General features: G+C 29.2%; 22 protein-coding genes. 10 read left to right on the top strand and 12 right to left on the bottom strand.

All coding sequences use genetic code 11. The features are described from left to right. Window position 1: 1 nt before the first annotated feature. A complete protein-coding gene (locus Q0678_RS03905; RefSeq protein WP_299054206.1) occupies window positions 2-700 on the bottom strand; it encodes a response regulator transcription factor in 699 nt (232 codons plus the stop codon). Window positions 701-906: 206 nt separating this feature from the next. On the opposite strand from Q0678_RS03905, the gene Q0678_RS03900 reads away from it, so the two are divergent. From Q0678_RS03900 to Q0678_RS03890, 3 genes are all read left to right on the top strand, one after another. Beyond that, the gene (locus Q0678_RS03900) at window positions 907-1,704 is read left to right on the top strand and encodes a T9SS type A sorting domain-containing protein (protein WP_299054203.1); all 798 of its coding nucleotides are present in this window, start codon (window positions 907-909) and stop codon (window positions 1,702-1,704) included. A gap of 79 nt (window positions 1,705-1,783) precedes the next feature. After that, window positions 1,784-3,556 (top strand): DUF4153 domain-containing protein, encoded by a 1,773-nt coding sequence (locus Q0678_RS03895; RefSeq protein WP_299054200.1) that lies wholly within the window; start codon window positions 1,784-1,786, stop codon window positions 3,554-3,556. Further along, entirely contained in the window at window positions 3,556-4,260 is a 705-nt protein-coding gene (locus Q0678_RS03890) for a 3'-5' exonuclease (RefSeq protein ID WP_299054197.1), read from the top strand. Before Q0678_RS03895 ends, Q0678_RS03890 begins: the two co-directional genes overlap by 1 nt. Before the next feature lie 22 nt (window positions 4,261-4,282). On the opposite strand, the gene Q0678_RS03885 is transcribed toward Q0678_RS03890, so the two are convergent. Continuing rightward, window positions 4,283-6,151, bottom strand: coding sequence for an ABC-F family ATP-binding cassette domain-containing protein (locus Q0678_RS03885; RefSeq protein ID WP_299054194.1), 1,869 nt, complete (start codon window positions 6,149-6,151; stop codon window positions 4,283-4,285). Window positions 6,152-6,329: 178 nt separating this feature from the next. Between Q0678_RS03885 and Q0678_RS03880 the strand changes: the two genes are divergently transcribed. The 3 genes from Q0678_RS03880 to Q0678_RS03870 all read left to right on the top strand — a co-directional run bounded on the left by Q0678_RS03880 (window position 6,330) and on the right by Q0678_RS03870 (window position 9,352). Next, a complete protein-coding gene (locus Q0678_RS03880; protein ID WP_299054191.1) occupies window positions 6,330-7,346 on the top strand; it encodes a sugar phosphate nucleotidyltransferase in 1,017 nt (338 codons plus the stop codon). A 66-nt stretch (window positions 7,347-7,412) separates the two neighbouring features. Then, window positions 7,413-8,117, top strand: coding sequence for a DUF4292 domain-containing protein (locus tag Q0678_RS03875; protein ID WP_299054188.1), 705 nt, complete (start codon window positions 7,413-7,415; stop codon window positions 8,115-8,117). Next, window positions 8,117-9,352, top strand: coding sequence for a peptidoglycan DD-metalloendopeptidase family protein (locus tag Q0678_RS03870; RefSeq protein ID WP_299054185.1), 1,236 nt, complete (start codon window positions 8,117-8,119; stop codon window positions 9,350-9,352). The genes Q0678_RS03875 and Q0678_RS03870 overlap by 1 nt, the downstream gene beginning before the upstream one ends. Before the next feature lie 5 nt (window positions 9,353-9,357). On the opposite strand, the gene Q0678_RS03865 is transcribed toward Q0678_RS03870, so the two are convergent. The 3 genes from Q0678_RS03865 to Q0678_RS03855 all read right to left on the bottom strand — a co-directional run bounded on the left by Q0678_RS03865 (window position 9,358) and on the right by Q0678_RS03855 (window position 11,361). Continuing rightward, on the bottom strand, window positions 9,358-9,852 hold the full coding sequence (locus Q0678_RS03865; RefSeq protein WP_299054182.1) for a mechanosensitive ion channel domain-containing protein: 495 nt from the start codon (window positions 9,850-9,852) through the stop codon (window positions 9,358-9,360). 10 nt (window positions 9,853-9,862) lie between these two features. Beyond that, window positions 9,863-10,372, bottom strand: a complete 510-nt coding sequence (locus Q0678_RS03860; RefSeq protein ID WP_299054179.1) for an acyl-CoA thioesterase — start codon at window positions 10,370-10,372, stop codon at window positions 9,863-9,865. Window positions 10,373-10,449: 77 nt separating this feature from the next. Beyond that, window positions 10,450-11,361, bottom strand: coding sequence for an SPOR domain-containing protein (locus Q0678_RS03855; protein ID WP_299054176.1), 912 nt, complete (start codon window positions 11,359-11,361; stop codon window positions 10,450-10,452). 95 nt (window positions 11,362-11,456) lie between these two features. On the opposite strand from Q0678_RS03855, the gene dprA reads away from it, so the two are divergent. Both dprA and Q0678_RS03845 read left to right on the top strand, forming a co-directional pair. Further along, window positions 11,457-12,557 (top strand): DNA-processing protein DprA, encoded by a 1,101-nt coding sequence (gene dprA, locus Q0678_RS03850; RefSeq protein WP_299054173.1) that lies wholly within the window; start codon window positions 11,457-11,459, stop codon window positions 12,555-12,557. 39 nt (window positions 12,558-12,596) lie between these two features. Further along, window positions 12,597-13,664 (top strand): hypothetical protein, encoded by a 1,068-nt coding sequence (locus Q0678_RS03845; protein WP_299054170.1) that lies wholly within the window; start codon window positions 12,597-12,599, stop codon window positions 13,662-13,664. Here the strand turns inward: Q0678_RS03845 and Q0678_RS03840 are convergent, their stop codons facing one another. The 5 genes from Q0678_RS03840 to mutY are packed head-to-tail and all read right to left on the bottom strand — an operon-like array spanning window position 13,665 to window position 17,918. Next, on the bottom strand, window positions 13,665-14,525 hold the full coding sequence (locus Q0678_RS03840) for a DMT family transporter (RefSeq protein ID WP_299054167.1): 861 nt from the start codon (window positions 14,523-14,525) through the stop codon (window positions 13,665-13,667). Further along, on the bottom strand, window positions 14,504-15,064 hold the full coding sequence (gene gldD, locus Q0678_RS03835; RefSeq protein WP_299054164.1) for a gliding motility lipoprotein GldD: 561 nt from the start codon (window positions 15,062-15,064) through the stop codon (window positions 14,504-14,506). Before gldD ends, Q0678_RS03840 begins: the two co-directional genes overlap by 22 nt. Further along, entirely contained in the window at window positions 15,057-16,379 is a 1,323-nt protein-coding gene (gene gldE, locus Q0678_RS03830) for a gliding motility-associated protein GldE (RefSeq protein ID WP_299054161.1), read from the bottom strand. The genes gldD and gldE overlap by 8 nt, the downstream gene beginning before the upstream one ends. A gap of 19 nt (window positions 16,380-16,398) precedes the next feature. Continuing rightward, window positions 16,399-16,836, bottom strand: a complete 438-nt coding sequence (locus Q0678_RS03825; RefSeq protein ID WP_299054158.1) for a single-stranded DNA-binding protein — start codon at window positions 16,834-16,836, stop codon at window positions 16,399-16,401. Between the two features lie 35 nt (window positions 16,837-16,871). Next, the gene (mutY, locus tag Q0678_RS03820; protein ID WP_299054155.1) at window positions 16,872-17,918 is read right to left on the bottom strand and encodes an A/G-specific adenine glycosylase; all 1,047 of its coding nucleotides are present in this window, start codon (window positions 17,916-17,918) and stop codon (window positions 16,872-16,874) included. 141 nt (window positions 17,919-18,059) lie between these two features. Between mutY and Q0678_RS03815 the strand changes: the two genes are divergently transcribed. Further along, on the top strand, window positions 18,060-18,350 hold the full coding sequence (locus Q0678_RS03815) for an HU family DNA-binding protein (protein ID WP_087521132.1): 291 nt from the start codon (window positions 18,060-18,062) through the stop codon (window positions 18,348-18,350). A gap of 283 nt (window positions 18,351-18,633) precedes the next feature. Further along, on the top strand, window positions 18,634-20,163 hold the full coding sequence (locus tag Q0678_RS03810) for a ribonuclease E/G (RefSeq protein ID WP_299054150.1): 1,530 nt from the start codon (window positions 18,634-18,636) through the stop codon (window positions 20,161-20,163). A gap of 87 nt (window positions 20,164-20,250) precedes the next feature. Here Q0678_RS03810 and Q0678_RS03805 read toward each other — a convergent pair whose 3' ends face one another. Beyond that, window positions 20,251-20,949 carry a hypothetical protein gene (locus Q0678_RS03805; protein WP_299054147.1) on the bottom strand — a complete coding sequence of 233 codons (699 nt, stop codon included), beginning with the start codon at window positions 20,947-20,949 and terminating at the stop codon, window positions 20,251-20,253. A 3-nt stretch (window positions 20,950-20,952) separates the two neighbouring features. Beyond that, entirely contained in the window at window positions 20,953-22,011 is a 1,059-nt protein-coding gene (locus tag Q0678_RS03800; protein ID WP_299054144.1) for an endonuclease/exonuclease/phosphatase family protein, read from the bottom strand. Between the last annotated feature and the right edge of the window lie 143 nt (window positions 22,012-22,154).

Genomic DNA, 22,154 nt, shown 5'->3' with positions numbered 1-22,154 from the left:
GTTACTTGTCTGTTTCTTCAATTATAAACTTGTAACCTACACCTTTTACTGTTTTAAAATGATGATCTCCAATTTTTTCTCGTAACTTTCGTATGTGTACATCTATAGTTCTGCCGCCTACAACTACTTCATTTCCCCAAACAGTATCTAAAATTACTTCTCTTTTAAAAACTTTACCAGGTTTAGAAGTTAGTAAAGAAAAAAGTTCGAATTCTTTTCTAGGTAAAGAAATTTTAACACCTGCTTTGTACACTACATATTCTTCTCTGTCAATTACTATATCTCCAATTTTAAAGGCTTCTTCATGCTGTTCTTCAGATTTTAACCTTCTTAAAAGCGATTTTATTTTGCTTACTAATACTTTCGGTTTTATAGGCTTTGTAATATAATCATCTGCACCGGCTTCAAAACCTGCAACTTGCGAATAATCTTCGCCTCTTGCCGTTAAAAATGAAATAATTACATTTTCTAGAGTGCTTATTTTTCTAATCTTTTCACAGGCTTCAATACCGTCCATTTCAGGCATCATGATGTCTAACAGAATTAAATGGGGAGTATTTTTTTTAGCAGATTTAATAGCTTCTTGTCCGTTATTGGCAGTAAAAACTTGGTATCCTTCGTTTTTAAGATTGTAGCCAATAATTTCTAAGATGTCTGGTTCATCATCTACTAATAAAATTTTAATATCGCTTTTATTCATAATGTAATCTACAAAGTTTAATTCAAAAATAATGATTATTCTATAACAAACACTTCACTTAACAATCATTTAATTTTTAGACACAGTTACTTAACGTTTAGTTAACTATAAGCTTATGTTGTATTTTTAATTATTGATTACTAGTTAATTAATACTAAAACCTAAAAATAAAACCTTATGTTAAGACGAATTTTAAATCAAATGCTATGAAAAAAAATTACGTTATTACATTATTGGTGCTATTTTGTTTTGGTATTTCGTCTTCTGGACAAGAGATGCTTTTAAACGGAGATTTTGAGAATTGGGATGATGATAACTCTCCGACAAGTTGGACAAAGGTAGAAAATACCTCAAAGGAAGCAACAGAAAAACATGGAGGCTCTTTTTCTGCAAAACATGTTGGTGGTACAAAAGATTTGGGCCAAACGATTAGTGGTATTATTGCTGGTGATAGTTACACCATAACAGTTTGGTATAAAGTTGCTGTTGAAGCAGATGGTTCAGATATTCGTATTTGGTCTTATTGGAAAGATAGTTCAAATGGTAGTATTTCAGACGATGCCACAGATGATTTGATTAGAGGACCAAATAATAGTTATTTTGACAATAACGGTGGTGCTTGGACAAAGTACGAAGTTACAGTAATAGCGCCTACAAATGCTGTAGGGTTTTATTTTGAGTTAAGAACCTATAGTGGAGCAACTGTTTATTGGGATGATTTATCTTTTGTAAAAAATACAACTGCTTCTGTTGATACTAGAAATAATATCATAGGTTTTAAATCTTACCCTAACCCGGTAACAAAGAATCAATTAACAATTTCAAGTAATTCTACTACTAAAAAAGAAGTTGTTATTTATAATTTATTAGGAAAAAAAGTTTTAAAAACTAGTTTTTACGGAGAAAAAGCTACCATAGATGTATCCTCAATACACAGTGGTATTTACATGTTAAGAGTACTAGAAGACGGCAAACAGGCTTCTAAAAAATTAGTTGTAAAATAAGTTTACTCTTTTTAATTTTAATATAAAGCTCCAAAATTTTGGAGCTTTTTTTGTATCTTTAAAATAAAAAAATAAAGCCTTGAAAATCATACCAACCTTAGGAGAAATAAAATCCAAAGCAATATTGTCTTTAAAAAGATTTCCATTAGTACTAACTTGGGTAATTATTGGAACTATTTTTACAATAGCTATTATCGAAAAAAAATTATTCAATATTCTTATCTATCAAAAGTTAATAATGACTTTTACATTAGGTGTTAGTTGGCTAATTAGCTCCCGTTTTTTTGAAGAACAATTTAAAAAAGACAGAAAATGGATTTCCATTATTATCATTTTACTGTTATTACTTTTTAATTACAGTTTAATAGAACAGAACATTACAAATTTAGCCCATAGCTCTAAAATTAGATTTTGGCTTTACATTGTTATTGGTCATATTTTTGTTATTGTAGCTCCATTTATTTTTCGTTGGCACAAGAATAGTTTTTTTAATTATGTAAAAAATATTGCCATTGCTATATTTAGAAGTGGTTTTTTTACAATTATAATTTACGCAGGTATTGCTCTAGCTCTTTTGGCAGTAGAAAATTTGTTTGATTATAGGATAAAAAGCGAACGCTATTTACAATTGTTTGTATTTTGTTTAGGGATTATAAATACTTGGATTTACTTATCAGACTTCCCTAAAAATATTTATACAGACACAAAAGTAAATTTCTCAAAGCCTTTAGAGGTACTCGTAAAATCTATTTTAATTCCTCTAATTATTCTTTATTTAGTTATTTTATATGCATATTCTTTAAAAATTATTGTGCAATGGAATCTTCCAAGAGGCTGGGTTTCTTATCTAGTAATTGCACTTTCATTTATTGGTTTTATTGTTCAAACATTAATTAATCCTGTTCAGAAAACCATAAAATCAAGGTTAATAAATAATTTTTCTCCATGGTTTTATTATTTTTTGTTGCCTTTAATAGTGCTTTTGTTTATCGGTATTTTTAGAAGAATTTCTGAATATGGTTTTACTGAAAAAAGATATTTAGTGCTTTGCCTCTCTTTATGGATTTTAGCGACAACCCTATATATGTTAATTAGTAAACGCAAGGAAATTCGTTTTTTACCGTTGGGTTTAATTTCTTTGTTTTTGATAATTTCTGTCGGATTTTGGGGAATGTTTTCTGTGTCTAATAAAAGTCAATTAAATCGTTTTAAAACCTCTTTTGATATTATTAAAGAAAAAGAATTTAAAGTAGCACTTCACGAAAAAAATCAATTTAGAGATATTACGAAGTATTTATATACAAGAAATCACTTAGAAAAAGTAGCGCCAATTATAGGTTTTAATCCTATAACTGCTTTTAAAAAGGACAAATCGTCTTGGGGCATGTCTCAAAAAATCATAGATACTTTTCAAATTGAAGTTCAAAATAATGACGATAAATTACCATTATCAAAGTATAAGAGTTATAATTTTAATTTTGATGGAAAAACTATCGATGTAAAAGGGTATGATTCTCTTAAAAGATTGTTTTTTAATAAGAGAAACAAAGAAAATGATAAAATAGGAAATTACAATTTCTCAATTGATGATATAAGTACTGTTCTAAATATTTTTAAAGATGAGAAAATTGAGGTTTATTCTATCGATTTAGAAAGTTTTATAAATGATTTATCAAAAAACAATAACAATCAAAAAGAGTTAAATGAAATGACTCTTATTAGAGAGTTCGAAGGCATAAATGTAAAAATTATCTTTACCAACTTAAGATTTCAGTTAAAAAAAGATAGTTTCTATGAGAAACCTAAAATTCTTGGTACAACCTTTTATGTTTTAGCAAAAGAAAAAAAGTAATGAACCTTAAAATAAAGTTTAAAAATATTCTCTTTTTAGATATAGAAACTGTTCCAGAATTTGAAAACTGGTCGGGTTTATCACACGATAAACAAGAACTTTTTGCTAATAAAACAAACTATCAGCGCAAAGAGGCTATTACACCAGAAGATTTTTATGAACGTGCTGGTATTTGGGCAGAGTTTGGAAAAATAGTATGCATTTCTGTAGGGTATTTTGTAGAAACTCAGTTTAGAGTAACTTCTTTTTATGGTGATGATGAAAAGAAACTATTAGTAGATTTTAAACTTATTTTAGAAAAACATTTTTCAAAACCTGCTCATGTTCTTTGTGCGCATAATGGTAAAGAATTCGACTTCCCTTTTATTGCAAGAAGAATGATTTTACAAGGTGTGCAACTACCAGATAAGTTAAATTTATTTGGCAAAAAACCTTGGGAAGTTCCCCATTTAGATACTTTAGAGCTTTGGAAATTTGGAGATTACAAGCATTATACTTCCTTAAAATTACTTACGTCAATCTTAGGCATTCCTTCTCCTAAAGATGATATAGATGGTAGCGAGGTTGCAAAAGTCTATTACCAAGAAAAAAACATCAAAAGAATAGTTTCTTATTGTGAAAAAGATACTATTGCAGTAGCACAAGTTTTATTAAAATTTAATAACCAAGAGCTACTACAAGAGCAAGATATAATTAGTGTGTAAAGAGCTTTTACTAAGTTAATGACTAATCTTCTGCTTTCATAGAAAGCGTTAGCCAACGTTCTTCTTTTTGTTCTATTTCTGCAATTATAGATTGTAATTCTTCAGATTTTTTTGGAATATCTTCAGTACTAATCTCTACATTTAAAAATTGCTTTTCTATAGCTGCTTGCCTTTTTTGAAGTCTTTCTATCTCTGCTTCTAAAGCCCCAAATTCTCTTTTTTCATTGAAGGATAAGCTTGCTTTTTTTTCTTTTTTGACTTCTTTTTTTACGGGTACTTCAATAACTTTCTTTTCATCTACAGGTGTTTCTGCAGAAGCATCATAAGCTCTAAAGTCTGAGTAGTTTCCAGGAAAGTTTTCTACAACACCGTCTCCTCTAAACACAAATAAAGAATCTACAATTTTATCCATAAAATAACGGTCATGAGATACTACCATTAAGTTTCCTGGGAAGTCTAATAAAAACTCTTCTAAAACATTTAGAGTTACAACATCTAGATCGTTTGTAGGTTCATCTAAAATTAAGAAATTAGGATTTTGAATTAAAACAGCACATAAATACAAGCGTTTTTGTTCGCCACCAGAGAGTTTTTCTACAAAATCATATTGCTTCTTCTTGTCAAATAAAAAACGTTCTAATAATTGCGAAGCAGATATTTTTCTACCTTTAGACAGCGGAATAAATTCTCCAAACTCTTTTACAACTTCAATTACTTTCTGACCTTCTTTTACTTGTATTCCGGCTTGTGTGTAGTAACCAAATTTTACAGTTTCGCCCACTACAACTTTACCGCCATCTAAATCGCTTTTTTCTGTTAATATATTTAAAAAAGAAGATTTTCCTGTTCCGTTTTTACCAATAATACCAATGCGTTCTCCGCGTTTAAAAACATAATCAAAGCCCTCTAAAATCTTTTTATCTCCAAAAGATTTTTGCAGTTTATGAAGTTCAACAATTTTACTTCCCAAACGCTCCATATTAATTTCTAATTGAACTTTATGGTCTTTTCTTCTTTGGTGTGCTTTTTCTTTAATTGCGTAAAAATCGTCTGTTCTAGATTTCGATTTTGTAGTTCTTGCTTTGGGTTGTTTGCGCATCCAATCTAATTCTTTTTTAAATAGACTTTTGGCCTTACTTAAATTGGTTGCTTCTAGCGCTAAACGCTCTTCTTTATTTTGAAGATAGTATGAGTAATTTCCTTTGTATTTATATATTTTACCTTCGTCTAACTCTAAAATTTCGTTACAAACACGTTCTAAAAAATAACGATCGTGGGTAACCATAAAAAGAGTTATTTTTTCTTTGGCAAAGAAAGCTTCTAACCATTCTATCATTTCTAAATCTAAATGATTGGTAGGTTCATCTAAAATTAAAAGATCTGGTTTGTTAATTAAAACGATGGCAAGCGAAAGTCTTTTTCTTTGTCCACCAGATAGTTTTCCGATTTTTAAAGACAAATCTTCTAATTTTAATTTAGATAAAATTTGCTTGTATTGTGTTTCAAAATCCCAGGCATTGTATTGCTCCATTTGCTCAAAAGCTTTTTGGTAAGCATCTACATCGTCTAGGTTTTTAAGTGCTTTTTCATACCTATTTACAATAGAAAGAATTGGGTTGTCTGTCGCAAAAATGGTTTCTTCAATGGTTAAATTGATGTCTAAATTGTCTTTTTGCGCCAAATATGCTATAGAAATTCCTTTTCTACTAACAATTTGCCCTGTATCTGGCACATCTAATCCAGCAATAATATTTAAGATAGAAGTTTTTCCGCTTCCGTTTTTAGCAACAAAAGCTACTTTTTGGTCTTTGTTAATTCCAAAAGAAATGTCTTCAAATAAAATGCGTTCTCCGTATGCTTTAGAGATATTTTCTACTGATAAGTAATTCACTTTTTATATTTTTTACAAAGAAACAAAAAACCCTCTCGTTAACTTCTTTTTTTAAATGATTTAATTTTTTTAGACCCATATTTGGGGCATTATTTTCTCAAAATTTTTAGAGACTTCATTTTTTTAAAAATATTTTTATTAATGGTATATTGCACCTTTAATTAATGATAAAGAAAACATGAAGATAATAGTCCCTATGGCAGGTATTGGGTCTCGTTTAAGACCACATACTTTAACAGTGCCAAAACCTTTAACCGTAATTGCAGGCAAACCAATTGTACAGAGATTGGTAGAAGATATTGCCTCTGTAATCGATGAGAAAATAGAAGAAATTGCTTTTATAATTGGCCCAGCTAAAAAAGGGTTTCCTGCTAATACAGAACAAAGTCTTTTAAAAATTGCAAAAGAGTTAGGTGCAAAAGGGTCTGTTTATGTGCAAGAAGAAGCTTTAGGAACAGCGCATGCACTTTATTGCGCTAAAGATTCTTTAAGTGGCCCTTGTGTGGTTGCTTATGCAGATACTTTGTTTAAGGCAGATTTTAAGTTAGATGTAAATGCAGATGGCGCAATTTGGGTAAAGCAAGTAGCCGATCCTAGTGCATTTGGAGTAGTAAAGTTAGAAGAGGGTATTATTACAGATTTTGTTGAAAAGCCCAAAGATTTTGTCTCTGATTTGGCAATTATCGGAATTTATTATTTTAAAGATGGCGATCGTGTTAGAAACGAGATTCAATATTTAATAGACAACGATTTAAAAGAAAATAACGAGTATCAACTTACAAATGTTTTAGAAACGTTAAAACAAGACGGCGCAAAATTTATACCAGGAACTGTAAGTACCTGGATGGATTGTGGTAAAAAAGACCCAACCGTAGATACCAACAAACAAGTGTTAGCCTTTGAACATAAAGCTGGTAACAATTTAGTTGCTAGCAACGTGGTTTTAGAGAATTCTGAAATTATACAACCTTGTTACATTGGTGAAAATGTGTTTTTAAAAAACGCTAAAATTGGGCCTTATGTTTCTATCGGTGCTAATAGTAGTGTTGAAAATACTACAATTACAAACTCTCTAATACAAACAAACGTTGTAATTACTAATGCAAATTTAGACAACGCAATGATTGGTAACTATGCAACATATAATGGTAATTTTACCTCTGTAAGTATTGGTGATTACACAGAATTAATTTAGATGAGGTTTATAAAGTATTTTATTGCTTTTCTATTTGTTTTTACAGCCTGTAAAACAAAAAAAACAATGATTAATAACACAATCATTGCCAAAGATTACTCTTCAAAGAAAGTTGCTAAAAAACATGTTTCAGCAAATTTTTCGAAAAAATCTTTAGAAGCAAAGTATAGAGCAGATTTTGATAATGGTAAATTAAAGCAAAATATTTCTGTCAATTTAAAAATGATAAAAGACAATGTTATTTTATTAAAGGGCACAAAGTTTATTACCGTTTTTAAGTTGAAAATTACTCCTGAAGGTGTTGGTTTTTACTCGCCAATAAATAAAACGTATTTTCAAGGAGATTTTTCGATGCTAAAAGAAATACTAGGAGTAGATATTGATTTTTTTCAGCTTCAAAATTTATTTTTAGGCCAATCTTTGTTAGATGTAACCAATGAAAAACAAGAAGTTTTTATTGAAAACAATGCGTATGTATTATCACCTAAAGTACAAGATAGTTTGTTTGACATTTTCTTTTTTATCAATCCGGGTCATTTTAAGTTAGAAAAACAAACAGTTTTAAGTGCTAATAAAAAAGAAAGGTTAGATGTTTTTTACCCTTCTTATAGTTTGTTTAAAGATGTTGTTTTTCCTTCTAAAATAAATGTTTCAGCTAAAAATAAAGGCACTGTTAGTCAGTTAAATTTTACATTAAAAGCAGTAGAATTCAATACCGATTTTGATACTCGGTTTGTAATACCTAACGGATATAAGAAAATTAAATTATAGTGAGCACTAAACCAATTTACATATCAATTATAGTTTTTTTCTTAAGTATTTTGTCTGTTTTTAGTCAAACTAGAAAACAGTTAGAAGCTCAAAGGAAAAAGTTAAATAAAGAAATTGTACAGGTAAATAATTTACTTTTTTCGGTTAAGAAGAAAGAAAAAAATGCATTAGATGCTTTAAAAGATATTGATAAAAAAATAGCTGTGAGAGCTCGTTTAATATCAATAATAAATGCAGAGGCATTACTTTTGTCAAAAGAAATTACTGCCAATCAATCATCGGTAAAAAAGTTAGAGGCTAAGTTAAAAGCTTTAAAGGCAGATTATGCAGAGATGATTTTTAAATCTTACAAAAGTAAATCTCAGCAAAGTAGAATGATGTTTTTATTATCATCTCAAAACTTTTACCAAGCGTATAAAAGATTAGAGTATATGAAACAATATACTTCTTTTAGGCAAAAACAAGGCGAAGAAATACTTGTTAAAACCAATGAGGTTAAGGCAATTAATGATTCTTTGTTAGTGCAAAAACGCTTAAAAGATACTTTAGTTTTATCAGAAAAAAATCAGAAAGAAGAGATTGAGGCAGATAAAAAAGAGTACGAGCAATTAATAACTACAATAAAGAAAAAGGAGAGTTCTTATAAAAAGGAACTTCAAAATAAAATTAAAGAAGAGGCTAGCGTAACAAAAAAAATAGACAAAATTATTCGAGATGAAATTGCAAGAGCAAATAGAATTGCGAAAGAAAAGTTAAAGTCAGGAAGTAAAAAAGTAGTTAAAAATGAATTTATTTTAAGTCCAGAAGCAAAAGCTTTAGCTGCAAATTTCGAGTTAAATAAAGGCAAATTACCATGGCCAGTAGATCAAGGAATTGTGGTTCGAAAATTTGGACAACAAAAGCATCCTACTTTTCCAGGAATTACAATTAACGGAACAGGCTTGCATATAGTTACCAAACAAGGTAATAATGCATTGGCTATTTTTAACGGTTCGGTTTTAAACGTTTTAGTTACCGCACAGGGTAAAAAAAATGTATTAATACAACACGGTAATTATATATCTTCATATAATAATTTGCAAAGTAGTTCATTAAAAAAAGGAGATTTTGTGACTACGGGTCAAAAAATAGGGCAAATTTTTACAGACAAAGTATCTAATAAAACCAAACTTATTTTTGTGTTGTTTAAAAATACAACACGTTTAAACCCTGCAGATTGGATTTTAAAAAGATAGTTCTTTTAGAGACTTTGATATTTAATATTTTTTTGAAGAATAATCGAATTAGGTATTGTAATTAATTCTTTTTCGGGTGTTTTAAGTGTGATAAAAAAAGCGCTAATATCTTTGATTTCTCCTGTTACATTATTGTCTTTTTCTAAGATAGTTATAGTGTCTCCTATTTTAACAGGGTAGTTTATAAATAAAATTACACCCGCGGTTATGTTAGATAAGATAGACCATTGAGCAAAAAATGCAATACCTACAATTGTTAAAAATGAAGAAATATAAACTAAAAGTTGTTGCTCATCTACTCCCCAAATTAAAGATATAAATATAGTTGCCGAACCATAAATTATGATTGATATTATTTTTGTAATCACTAAAATTCGGGCTTTTTGAAAACCAAATTTAAGTTGAATTTTTTTCAACGATTTAGTGACCATTAATCTGATTAACATTGTAATTGCAAGAATTGCAATTGTATAAATGATTTTATAGTTTAAAAAATCCATTTTTATGTATTTAGTTAAAGAGTGCTTTTAATTCTGTTGCCTCATTAGGTAATAATTTTCCTGCTAAAACGAGGCTTAACTGTTTACGTCTTAAGGCACCGTTAAAACGAGTTATTTCTAGTTTAGACTCTGGTTTTATTTGAGGCACTTCTACAGGTTTACCATCTTGGTCAACAGCAACAAAAGTATAAATACCTTCATTTACCTTTGTTCTAGACATCGATTTTCTATCTTCTACCCATACATCAACATATATTTCCATAGAAGATTTAAAGGCTCTAGAGACTTTTGCTTCTACAGTAACAACGCTACCAACAGGCACTGCTTTGCTAAATGCAACATGATTTACAGAAGCTGTTACAACAATTTTTCTAGAGTGTCTTCTGGCAGCAATACTGCATGCTCTATCCATTCTAGCTAATAATTCTCCTCCAAAAAGGTTGTCTAAGTAATTTGTTTCACCAGGTAAAACTAGGTCTGTAAGTACGGTTAAAGACTCTTTTGGTGTTTTGGCTTCCATATTAAAATTTTTTGCAAAGATAACAATCAGTAGATTAAAATTTACCAATTTAAATAGAGAAAGAAAAAGAAGTAGTTTTACTTGTCTTTAATTAAAAGCCAAGCATCTTTAGAAACTGTTTTTTGTATTCTATAAAGAAAATTTGTAGCTTCATTTCTATCAGAAAAACTGTGAAAACTAACTTGGGTAAGTCCCCAATTGTTAATGCCAATTATTTTAGCATTATATCCTTTAGAAATTAATTGACTTACCTTTTTTTCTGCGTTTTCTTTTATTTGAAATGCTCCAGCAATAACATGGTATTTTTCTTCAGTTTTTTTAGCAACATTTAAAGAAATTGTAGGTAAAGGATTAGAAATAACAAATGTTGCAGATTGAATCTTTTTTTGAATTTCTTGTTCTTGTAACGCTAAAGCTTCTGTTTGCTTGTTTACTTGATAGCCATTGTAACCAGCATAGCTTAACGTTAATAAGATAGCAGCTGTAGCAGCAACTTTTATAAAAGTTGGTAAGCTCTTTTTAGTTTCGTTGTTGCTTTTTACTGTATTAAGAGGTATAATTTTTTTGTTAGTCCTAATTATTTCAGGTGATGTAACAGCAGATAAACCAAATGAACTAGTTAAAAAATTAACCTTTAAATTAGGTTCAAAAATTATCTTATTGGTTGCAGATAGCTTTAATTTCCCTAAATTATCTATTGTAACTTCTTTTGATTGCAATTCGTTTTGCCATTTTATTACTGATAAAGAAATAGCTGTTGTTGCTTTTTCAAAAGAAATATTTTCTGTTGCAGCAATATAGTTTGCCAATAAACCATCATTGTGTTTTAGCAAACTATTAAAACTAATTTGCTTTGTAGGTGCAGTAAAACTAAAGGTTTCGTTGTCTATTTTAGACCCAATTCTATTGGTTACAAAACCTCCAAAATCTGGCACAATTACACAATCGTGTCTGTAAAGTAAATCGGTTATATATTTTGCTAAAATCATGATAACAAATATATATTTTTTAGGGTTTGATAAAAGAAAGTTCTGTAAAAATTATCAACATATTTTTTATATATTGTTAATCAAATTGTTAGCTATTGGACACAGAAAAGTTGCTTGCTATTTTACGTTTACAAAAATGCAAAGGCATTGGAGATATCTTGGCAAAGAAACTCATTGTTAATGTGGGAGATATACGTCAAATTTTTACCGAAAAACAATCTAATTTATTAAAAATTAATGGAATTGGCAGCCATGTTTTAAACACCTTATTAGATCCTCTAAATATTACTTTAGCAGAAAAAGAATATAAATATATAACAGAAAATAATATTTCTTATTCTTATTTTTTAGATGAAAATTATCCTAAAAACTTACAGCAATGTCTTGATAGCTCTATTTTATTATTTAAAGACGGAAATTTAGACTTTTCTAATCAGAAAACAATTTCTATTGTAGGTACTCGTAATATTAGTTCTTATGGCCGCACGTTTTGCAATCAGTTGGTAAAAGATTTAGCTATTTACAACCCTATTATTGTTAGCGGTTTTGCTTACGGTGTAGATATTTGTGCACATAAAGCAGCCATAGATAATAACTTACAAACAATCGCTGTTTTGGCACATGGATTCAATCAAATATATCCTAAAGTTCACAAAAAATATATTCATAAAGTAAATGAAAATGGAGGTTTTTTAACTGAATTTTGGCATGATGAAGCGCCTTTAAGAGAAAACTTTTTAAAGCGAAACAGAATAGTAGCAGGTATTTCTAAGGCCACAATTGTTATAGAATCTGCGGCAAAAGGCGGTTCTTTGGTTACTGCAGATATTGCAGACTCTTACCATAGAGATGTTTTTGCGGTGCCTGGCAGAACTACCGATATTTATAGCAAAGGCTGTAATAATTTAATAAAGTATAATAAAGCTCATATTTTAAACTCTGCCGAAGATATTGTAAAAATGTTAAATTGGGATCTTACAGAAAAACCAAAACAAATTCAGCAGCAACTTTTTATAGATTTAAACAGTAATGAACAAAAGATTTTTGATCTATTACATCAAAAAGGAGCGCAATTATTAGATGTTATTTCATTCGAATGCCATATACCAATCTATCAATTATCTGGCTTGCTTTTACAAATGGAATTAAAAGGGATTACAAAACCCTTACCCGGTAAAATGTTTGAATTGGTCTAATTAATTATCCTTATTTTTGAGGTAAAATCAACCTATATCATGGCGGTAGAAAAAAAATTAATGTCTAAAAAAAAACCAGCATTTCCTGTAAATGAAATGCTAAATGCGTATCTAAAAAATTATAAACGGACTATAAAAATTTCTATCTATTATGAAGACTTGTTACGTTTTCAGGGTTCTGTTGTGGTCTATGATAAAAATGACGAAGACACACTTTGGGTAAGAACTTATTATTCTGATTCTGATAGAGAAGAAATAGATACAAGTTTAAAAAAAGTATATGCTAGGTTGCATTCCGATGGAAATGATGATAGCATTCCCTTTTTAAATGTTGATGCAATAGACTATTGTACTTTCGGAAATTCTAAACCCTTTAGGATAAAAATACGTAACATATTAAATGATAACTTTACTTACTTTTATGTAAAAAAAGCAGATGCTTCTCGAATTTACGGGCTAGAATTAGAGCATATTTTATCTCCTCATAGCATTAATTTTTTGGTTCATAAAGATACTCTGATAGAAGAGCATATTGCTGGCATACCAGGAGATGATTTTATTAGAGATTTTTTACCAAAATGTACCGAGTTAGAAAAGTCGCAAATAGCCAAAGAGTTTGTAAAATTTAAAGAGCGTTGCTTGGTTAGATTACTTGGCGATATGCGTTCTTATAATTATGTGATTACACCAACACACGATTTTGATCAAATTATTTATAAAATTAGAGCCATAGATTTCGATCAACAATCTTTTGAAGGAAATTTAAAAGTTTACAACCTTCAGTTTATGAAAGAAAACTTTAAAATGATAGAAATGGTGGGTAAAAAATTACAAAACGATTCTATAAGACAATACAAAATAGAAGAGCGTTCTTACATGGCCAAAAGAATGATTACCACACCAAGAAGAACACTTCGTTTAATTAAATGCATGAAAGCAGATACCATTTCTTCCCCAGAAAATATTGCACAGTTAAAAGATCATTTAATACAATATGTTGGAGATATAAAGTTTAAAGATTGTAATAATATGGGTGAAATTCTAGAAACTATTCTTGCCTTTGTGAAGCGTAACTACTTAGATATTAGCAATAAAGAATTATTTTAATTACTTATTACTTTGTATGCTTTCTATAATTACGGTTGCTAAAATTAAGCCGCCACCAATATAGGTGTTTATACTAGGCACTTCTTTTACAAAAATAAAGGCTATAATAATACCAAATATTGGTTGTATACTGCCAATGATGCTTGCGGTTGATACCGAAAAATGTTTTAATGAGTTTACCATCATCGTGTGGCCAATTGCAGTTGTTAAAAGCGCTACTAAAAGTAGTAGTGGTAATTGACTTTCTAGATTAGAAAAATCACTAAAAAATAAAACAGGAATTAATAGAATACTAACAATTATCATCTGATGAAGCATTAGTGCACTTCCGTTATACTTTTTTACGTGTTTTTTTAAAATAAGATTTCTTAAAGCGTAACAAAATGCAGAACAAATACCGAATAAAATTCCTTTTAAATAACTATTTTCTAAAGACAGGTTAGGGACTAACACATACACGCCAATTAAAACTAAAATTGCTAAAAATAGATGGGTTTTATTAGTTTTTACGTTAAAGAAAAGTGGTTCTAACAAAGCTGTAATTACAGGAAAAGTAAACATAGACAGCATGCCAATTGCTACGTTAGAAAGTTTAAGGGCATAGAAGTAAGTAACCCAGTGTGCTGCCATAAAAAAACCACTTATTAAAAAATGAGTATAGTCTTTTTTTGAGATAATTTTTATATTTATTTTTTTTATCACACAAAAAAGAAGCATAATGACAGCTGCAATAGTTGCTCTGCAAAAAATAATAACTTCTGGCGATAACGCAATATATTTACCCAACACACCAGATGTGCTAATAAAAAGAGTTGCAAGTAATAGTAATGATACGTTTTTTAGATGTTTGTTTTCTTCCATTCTAATGTTTCTATCAAACGTAAAATATCTTTTTTAATATAATCTACAGCGGGTAAAACTGAATCGTAATTTGGTTTTACATAAAAATAGAGAGACCCTTTTATAAAATTATGTGTGCTATCTGTTAGATGGAACTGAATTTGAGATGCAGCATTACCAGTAATTTGATACAAACTACCGTAAACTTTATTTTTACGATTATTAAAATCTTTAGGAATAATTTGATCGGCTTTAATAGCGTGTTTAAAGACTAATTTTTCTGCTTCGGTTAAAAGTTCTTTTAAATTATTCTTTACCGGTCTGTATGTAATATCTATTGACGCTTTTAATGAAGGGTATTTTATTTTTAACCAGTTGTTGCTTTCATTAATTAGTTTAGTATTGTTTAGTACATCAAAAGTATAGGGTCTTTTTAGGCTTAGTTTTTCGTACGCTTTTTCTGGATAGTTTAGACTTAGATAGGCTTTTGGTTTTGGCAATACATCTTTATTACAACTAATAATATTAAAAAAGAGGAACAACAAAATAAGTTTACGCATTTCTGGTTGCTTTAATTTGTTTAATTCTTTTTTTGTCTAAAGACTCTATTGTAAAAGTGTAGTTTTTAAAGTTTATTTTTTCTCCTTTTTTCGGAAATTTTCTAGATATTTCTAAAATAAAGCCAGCAAGTGTCTCGCTTTCTCCTTTTTCTTCCTCGAAAATATCTTCATCTTCATCATCTAAAATTTTACAAAAATCTTTGATAGAGGTTTTACCTTCAAAAATATAATTATTATCGTCTATTTTAGAGTAAGAAACATCATCATCATCAAACTCATCATTTATATCTCCAACAATTTCTTCAATAACATCTTCTAAGGTTACAAGACCACTTGTGCCTCCGTATTCATCGACTACTATTGCCAAGTGGTTTTTCTTTTCTCTAAAATCACTTAATAAATCGTCTAATTTTTTGTTTTCTGGCACAAAAAAAGGTTCTCTTATTAGTTTTTGCCAGTTAAAGGTTGCTTTGTTTAAATGAGCTAATAAATCTTTAGCGTAAAGTACACCGGTTATGTTGTCTATATTGTCTTTGTAAACTGGGTTTCTAGAAAAACCGTTTTTAAGAATTTTTTCTAAAACATTTTCATATGTTTCTTCATCAGAAATGGCACAAATATCTATTCTCGGTTTCATAATTTGTACGGTTTCTGTGTTGCCGAAATTTACAATACCTTCTAGTATTTTTTGCTCGTCTTTTGTAGTTGCTCCTTCTGATGTTAGCTCTAATGCTTGCGATAGTGTTTCGACAGAAAAGTTAGAGTTTTTACTCCCTAGTTTTTTTTCGAACCATTTAGTAAGTGTTATTAAAGGTAGGGTAAATGGTGTTAAAAGAAAATTGATTATGTGTATTAGTTTCGCCATTTTTTTAGAAAACAAAAGTGCGTTTCTAGAGGCGTAAACTTTTGGTAAAACTTCTCCAAACAAAAGAATTAAAAACGTTACTAATACTACTTCTAGTAAAAATCGAATAGGAACCGTAAACAGGTACAGATTTAATTGATAATTAAAATCGCCAAAAATAGTTTGTGCTATGGTGGTAAAAAGTAAGACAATTAAAATATTAATAAAATTATTAGTAATTAAAATTGTGGCCAGTAATTTTCTGGGTTTTTCCAATAAATTTACAACGATATTTTGTTCTTTTCCGTTGTTAGAAAGTTCGTTTAAATCTGTTTGAGAAAGAGAAAAAAAAGCAACTTCTGTACCAGATACTAAAGCAGAACTTATTAGTAATACTATTAGTGCTATACCATTAATTGTGTCTAGTAAATTGATAAGGGTAACAAATAAAAACTCGGGATCTGTGTCCAATTGTTGTAATTTAAATTAATTAAAATGGTAAATCGTTATTTATTTCAGAACTATTATTATTCTCAAGTCTAGTTTTAACTTGTTCTTCTGGTAAGTTTTGGTTTTCTGTAGTAGAATTCTTTTTGGTGCTAAGCATGGTCATTTCATTTACATGAATTTCGGTAGCATATCTTTTAATACCATCTTGTTCCCATTGGCGATTTTTTAGCTTACCTTCAATATACACCTTATCACCTTTTGTTAAGTATTTCTCACAAATTTGTGCCAATTTGTTTCTTACAACAATATTATGCCAATCTGTTGTGGTTACTTTTTCTCCTGTAGTTTTATTGGTGTAACTCTCGCTAGTAGCAATCGGAAACCGACCAACACTATTTTTATCATCAAAATAATGCATTTTAACAGTGTCTCCTAAATTACCAATTAAAATTACTTTATTTATTGTGCCTGCTGCCATATACTATATTATGAGTATCAAATGTACTAAAAATATCAATTACTTTTTTGTAGATATTCTTCTAAAAAATTGGCAATTAAAACAGGAACCGGAAATTCTTTAATTTTTTTCCAAGAAGTAGTAGCGAATTGATGTTTTTCAGTTTTTACAACCCAAAACTGAGTATTTATGTGTTGATGAGATAATTTATGTACTATTACTTTTTTATTAAATAATGAAATTGTGGTTTCGTTTATAAACAGTTTTTTAAACTCTTCGGTATTTATAAGTTCCTTTTGATCAATGTTAGAATTGGTTTCTATAAAAGGAAATTGATACAGTCCTTGCCAAATTCCTTTTGAAGTTCTTTCTTCGATAAAAGTTGTATTGTTTTCGGTTTTGATAACTAAATAATTAAAAAAGCGTTTTCTTACTTTAATTTTCTTTTCTTTTACAGGTAGCTCTTTTATTATTTTCTTTTCGAGTGCAACACAGCTATCAGATAGAGGGCAGGTGTCGCATAACGGATTTTGTGGTTTGCATAGAAGAGCACCAAAATCCATAATTGCTTGATTAAAATTACCGGGCTGAGAGGGGTCTATCAAAGATTGTGCTAGGGTTTTAAATTCTTTGATTCCTGCAGATGAGTTAATAGGTGTATGAATGCCAAAATATCTAGAGAGTACTCTATAGACATTGCCATCTACTACAGCTGTAGGTTCGTTAAAACAAATAGAAGCAATTGCAGAAGCAGTGTAATCGCCAATTCCTTTTAGTTTTATAATTTCTGAATAGGTTTTCGGAAACTCGCCATTTAACTCATTTGCAATGTGTTTTGCAGAAAAATGTAAGTTTCTTGCTCTTGAGTAATATCCTAGGCCTTGCCACATTTTTAAAACGGTACTTTCGTCTGCTTTAGCAAGGTCGAAAACAGTAGAAAATGTCTCTGTAAATTTAAGATAATATGCCAAACCTTGGGCAACTCTTGTTTGCTGTAGCATAATTTCTGAGAGCCAAATAAAGTATGGATTTTTAGTTTTACGCCATGGTAAATCTCTGTCGTTTTGTAAGTACCAGTATATTAATGTGTTAGAAAACTTCATCTTTAAAAAATCAATTTGCAATATTACATTATATTATTCATATATTTTTAGGTATTATTATTTTTGGAATTGATTAATTATCATATATTTGCATCCGCATTTTTGGAATTAAATTAATTAAAATATAGTAAAAATAGAGACATGACGAAAGCAGATATCGTATCAAAAATTTCAGATAAATCAGGAATCGAAAAAACAGATGTATTAGCAACTGTAGAAGCATTCATGACTGAAGTTAAAGATGCATTAGAAAATGGCGATAACGTTTATTTAAGAGGTTTTGGTAGTTTTATCATCAAAACTAGAGCAGAGAAAACAGGTAGAAATATTTCTAAGAATACAACTATAAAAATTCCAGCTCACAATATTCCAGCTTTTAAACCGGCTAAAACTTTTACAGAAGGTGTAAAAAGTAAAGTAGCAGTTAAGTAACACAATATTAACCTAAACCTAAAAGGTTTAAAAAAATCAGAACATTATGCCAAGTGGTAAAAAAAGAAAGAGAGCAAAGATCTCTACACACAAGAGAAAAAAAAGAGCTAGAGCAAATAGACACAAGAAAAAGTAAGCATCCGCTTACTTTTTCGTTTATATTTTAGCGAAAAAAAAGAAGTTCATTGACATAGAGGTTAAACTAACCTCGCACGGTATTATTAATACCTGACAATAATTAACCCATCTACACAGGTATGTGTAGAGCTAAAAACAGTTCAGCATGAAAACAGAATTAATAATTCGGTCTAATTCATCTGATATTGATTTTGCCTTATTAAGAGATGGTAAACTTATTGAATTAAATAATGAAACTAGTGATAACAAGTTTTCTGTAGGCGATATTTTTTTAGCCAAAATAGGAAAGGTTTTAACTGGTTTAAATGCAGCCTTTGTAAATGTAGGTTACCCGAAAGACGGGTTTTTACATTATCATGACTTAGGTGCGCAGGTAAATTCATTAAATACATTCATTAAGAAAGTAAGCACAGGTAAGTATAAAGAATTCACTTTAAAGAATTTCCGAAAGGAAGAAGACATTCACAAAGACGGTAGTATTAACAGTGTACTAAAAACAGGACAAAACCTATTAGTACAGATAGTAAAAGAACCAATTTCTACAAAAGGACCAAGATTAAGTTCTGAGTTGTCCATAGCAGGTAGATTTTTAGTTTTAGTTCCTTTTTCTAACCGAGTTTCTGTTTCACAAAAAATAGAAGATCCAAAAGAAAAAGAACGTTTAAAAAGATTAGCAAAAAGCATAAAACCAAAAGGTTTTGGCGTTATTTTAAGAACTGTTGCCGAAGGTAAAAAGGTAGCAGAATTAGATAAAGATTTGCAAAACTCGTTAGCGCGTTGGATTACAACATGTAAAAGAATACCTAACACAAATACACCAACAAAAATTTTAAGCGAATTAAACAGAGCATCTTCTATTTTAAGAGATGTTATGAATGAGTCGTTTACTAGTATTGTTACCAATGATGAAACGTTACACGTTGAAATTAAAGAGTATTTACAAGAAATTTATCCTGAAAAGGAAAAAATTGTAAAACTACACAAGTCTGAAACTCCAATTTTTGAAAAATATGGAATAGAAAGACAAATTAAAACATCATTTGGTAAAACAGTTTCTATGAGTAAGGGTGCCTATTTAGTTATAGAGCACACTGAAGCTTTACATGTAATAGATGTAAATAGTGGAAACCGTTCTAACAAAGCAGGCTCTCAAGAAGATACCGCATTAGAAGTAAATCTAATATCAGCTACAGAAATAGCACGCCAATTACAATTGCGTGATATGGGAGGAATTATAGTTGTAGATTTTATTGATATGCACAAAGTTGAAAACAGAAATAAATTGTTTCAACACTTAAAAGAGCAAATGGCTTTTGATAGAACAAAGCATAAAATATTACCTCCAAGTAAATTTGGTTTGGTACAAATTACAAGACAAAGGGTAAGACCAGAGTTAAGTATAAAAACTACCGAAGCCAACCCAAACAAAAATGGAGAAGTAGAAGCACCTATTGTTTTATTAGATAAACTAGAGGCAGATTTAGAGAAGTTTATGTCTAACTCTAAAAATAAAAAAGTACAATTACATGTACATCCTTTTATTGCCGCTTATCTAACAAAAGGAGTAAATTCTATACGTTTTAAATGGTATTTAAAACACAAAAAGTGGATTACAATTATACCTCGTGATGCTTACACATATTTATATTTTAAATTTAAATCTCTTAGAGATTAATATTTAAAAATAAAGGCAATAATTTTTTATCAAAAAAAACCCGCAACATAAATTTGTTGCGGGTTTTTGTATATACAATAGATTTATTTATAAAGAATGGTAATAGTTTAAAAATGTAATTAAATCTGAGCTTTCTTTTAGGTTTAAATTGTTGCTCTTAATATATTTTTTAAGTTCTTTATTATTTGTTTTTAGTGCCTTAAGTATGTTTTTTTCTTTTAATCTTACTTCTATGTATTTCCCTTCTTTATTAAGAATGTAATATTTTTTTTGCGTAACATATTTTTTGTTAAGGTCTGCTTTGTTATAGCCGTTGTTAGCAATGTATGGTTCTTTTAATGTTTTACTATACTTAATTATAAAGTAATTTTCATTTGTAAACATTGGTACTACATAAAATTTTTGCTTGGTTTTATCTAAAAATTTTTCACTAGATATTCTTACAAAATTAGTATTGTTTATTACAAAACCTGTTACAGACTTGTCTCTTAGTATAAATCCTTTTCCTTCTTTATATTCATTGCCAATAATAGGTTCTCCAGAAACCATATCGAACTGTATTCTAGCTTGTGTGTTAATAATACTATCATTAATAATAATTTTTCCAGTACCCCATTCATCTAAAAAATATTGGTGACCTTCTATACCATCAACAGAATATTTTAAATCATTTTGTACACGTGCTGTTTGCTCTAAATTTGCTAGTTTAATTACAGGGTTCTGCGCTACACAAAAAGCGCTAGTAAATAGTACTGACCAAATTACATTTTTAATTTTTATCATCATTTTTTAATTTAATTGTTCTTTAATAAGATACAAATATACCGGATAATGGTCTGAGTAACCCCCAGTATAACTACCGTTTAAAAAACTTCTAAACGGGTAGCCTTTGTATTTTCCTTTTTGATTTGTTAAAAAGCGTTTGTTAAAAATCATCGCTTTAAACATTTTGTAGCTAATATAGTCCTTTTTTTTACTACTTAAAAGAGGAGATGATACGTATATCATATCAAATAAATTAAGTTTATCTCTATAAACTAGTGTGTTAAAGCCTCTTCTGTATAAGTCTTCGTAAGGGTTATAAAGGTCATTTTCTTGCACCCTTCTTTTTCTACTTTTAGTTTTTAAAACCTTTTTAAAGCTATTATTTATTGGGTCGTCATTAAAATCACCCATCGATAGTATTTTGCCATTTGGGTCATTTTCTCTAATCTGTTCAATAATTTTTATATTTTGATGCGCAGCTTTCTCTCTTAAAGGATTACTTTTTTGTTGTCCACCACTTCTAGAAGGCCAATGATTTACGATAATATGAATTAATTCATCATCTAAAAAACCAGAGACTAATAATTGATCTCTAGTATAAACAGGGAAGTTATTTTTGTAAATCTTAGGATTAAAAACTTCATGATGTATAGGTTTAAAATATTTCTTTTGATACAATAAAGCAACATCAATGCCCCTTTTGTCTGGAGAATCATAATGAATAATACCGTAATTGTATTTCGCTAAATAATCAGACGTTATTAAATCTTCTAATACATTATTATTTTCTACTTCTGCAACGCCAATAATTGCAGGAGCGGTTTTTGTTTTTTCAATTCCTATTTGAGCAATTGTACTTGCTAATTTTTCTATTTTTTCATTATAAATAGCTGTTTTATTAGATTTTAACGCCATTATAGGGCTTGCTTCATCATTTTTAGTAACATCATTAATGGTGTCAAATAAGTTTTCTAAATTATAAAAAGCAATCGTTCTAATTTGATATTTCTTTTTTTTATTCTGAGCAGAAACGCCAGTTATCACTAGCATTAGTAAAAATAACAACGATGTTTTTTTAAGCATAATATACTTTTTTTGATGATCAAATATAGGGTTTTGTACTATTTAAAATCCTTAATAAGGAGTGTTTTAGAGTGTTTTTTATTTTAAAATGACTAACTTCAACAAAAAAAGCTTTGAAAAATATGTGTAAAAATAGCAACATT

It is taken from the genome of uncultured Polaribacter sp. (genome assembly GCF_947497125.1).
Classification (GTDB): Bacteria; Bacteroidota; Bacteroidia; order Flavobacteriales; family Flavobacteriaceae; genus Polaribacter.
The sequence above is the reverse complement of the archived record's forward strand: the minus strand, read 5'-3'. Positions and strand labels throughout refer to the sequence as shown.

What these genes read in the sequence shown, in the direction of transcription:
- Q0678_RS03905 (WP_299054206.1), bottom strand. Translation starts at nt 700, where the DNA reads ATGAATAAAAGCGATATTAAAATTTTATTAGTAGATGATGAACCAGAC.
- Q0678_RS03900 (WP_299054203.1), top strand. Translation starts at nt 907, where the DNA reads ATGAAAAAAAATTACGTTATTACATTATTGGTGCTATTTTGTTTTGGT.
- Q0678_RS03890 (WP_299054197.1), top strand. Translation starts at nt 3,556, where the DNA reads ATGAACCTTAAAATAAAGTTTAAAAATATTCTCTTTTTAGATATAGAA.
- Q0678_RS03880 (WP_299054191.1), top strand. Translation starts at nt 6,330, where the DNA reads ATGAAGATAATAGTCCCTATGGCAGGTATTGGGTCTCGTTTAAGACCA.
- Q0678_RS03875 (WP_299054188.1), top strand. Translation starts at nt 7,413, where the DNA reads ATGATTAATAACACAATCATTGCCAAAGATTACTCTTCAAAGAAAGTT.
- Q0678_RS03865 (WP_299054182.1), bottom strand. Translation starts at nt 9,852, where the DNA reads ATGGATTTTTTAAACTATAAAATCATTTATACAATTGCAATTCTTGCA.
- Q0678_RS03860 (WP_299054179.1), bottom strand. Translation starts at nt 10,372, where the DNA reads ATGGAAGCCAAAACACCAAAAGAGTCTTTAACCGTACTTACAGACCTA.
- Q0678_RS03855 (WP_299054176.1), bottom strand. Translation starts at nt 11,361, where the DNA reads ATGATTTTAGCAAAATATATAACCGATTTACTTTACAGACACGATTGT.
- Q0678_RS03845 (WP_299054170.1), top strand. Translation starts at nt 12,597, where the DNA reads ATGGCGGTAGAAAAAAAATTAATGTCTAAAAAAAAACCAGCATTTCCT.
- Q0678_RS03840 (WP_299054167.1), bottom strand. Translation starts at nt 14,525, where the DNA reads ATGGAAGAAAACAAACATCTAAAAAACGTATCATTACTATTACTTGCA.
- gldD (WP_299054164.1), bottom strand. Translation starts at nt 15,064, where the DNA reads ATGCGTAAACTTATTTTGTTGTTCCTCTTTTTTAATATTATTAGTTGT.
- Q0678_RS03825 (WP_299054158.1), bottom strand. Translation starts at nt 16,836, where the DNA reads ATGGCAGCAGGCACAATAAATAAAGTAATTTTAATTGGTAATTTAGGA.
- mutY (WP_299054155.1), bottom strand. Translation starts at nt 17,918, where the DNA reads ATGAAGTTTTCTAACACATTAATATACTGGTACTTACAAAACGACAGA.
- Q0678_RS03815 (WP_087521132.1), top strand. Translation starts at nt 18,060, where the DNA reads ATGACGAAAGCAGATATCGTATCAAAAATTTCAGATAAATCAGGAATC.
- Q0678_RS03810 (WP_299054150.1), top strand. Translation starts at nt 18,634, where the DNA reads ATGAAAACAGAATTAATAATTCGGTCTAATTCATCTGATATTGATTTT.
- Q0678_RS03805 (WP_299054147.1), bottom strand. Translation starts at nt 20,949, where the DNA reads ATGATGATAAAAATTAAAAATGTAATTTGGTCAGTACTATTTACTAGC.
- Q0678_RS03800 (WP_299054144.1), bottom strand. Translation starts at nt 22,011, where the DNA reads ATGCTTAAAAAAACATCGTTGTTATTTTTACTAATGCTAGTGATAACT.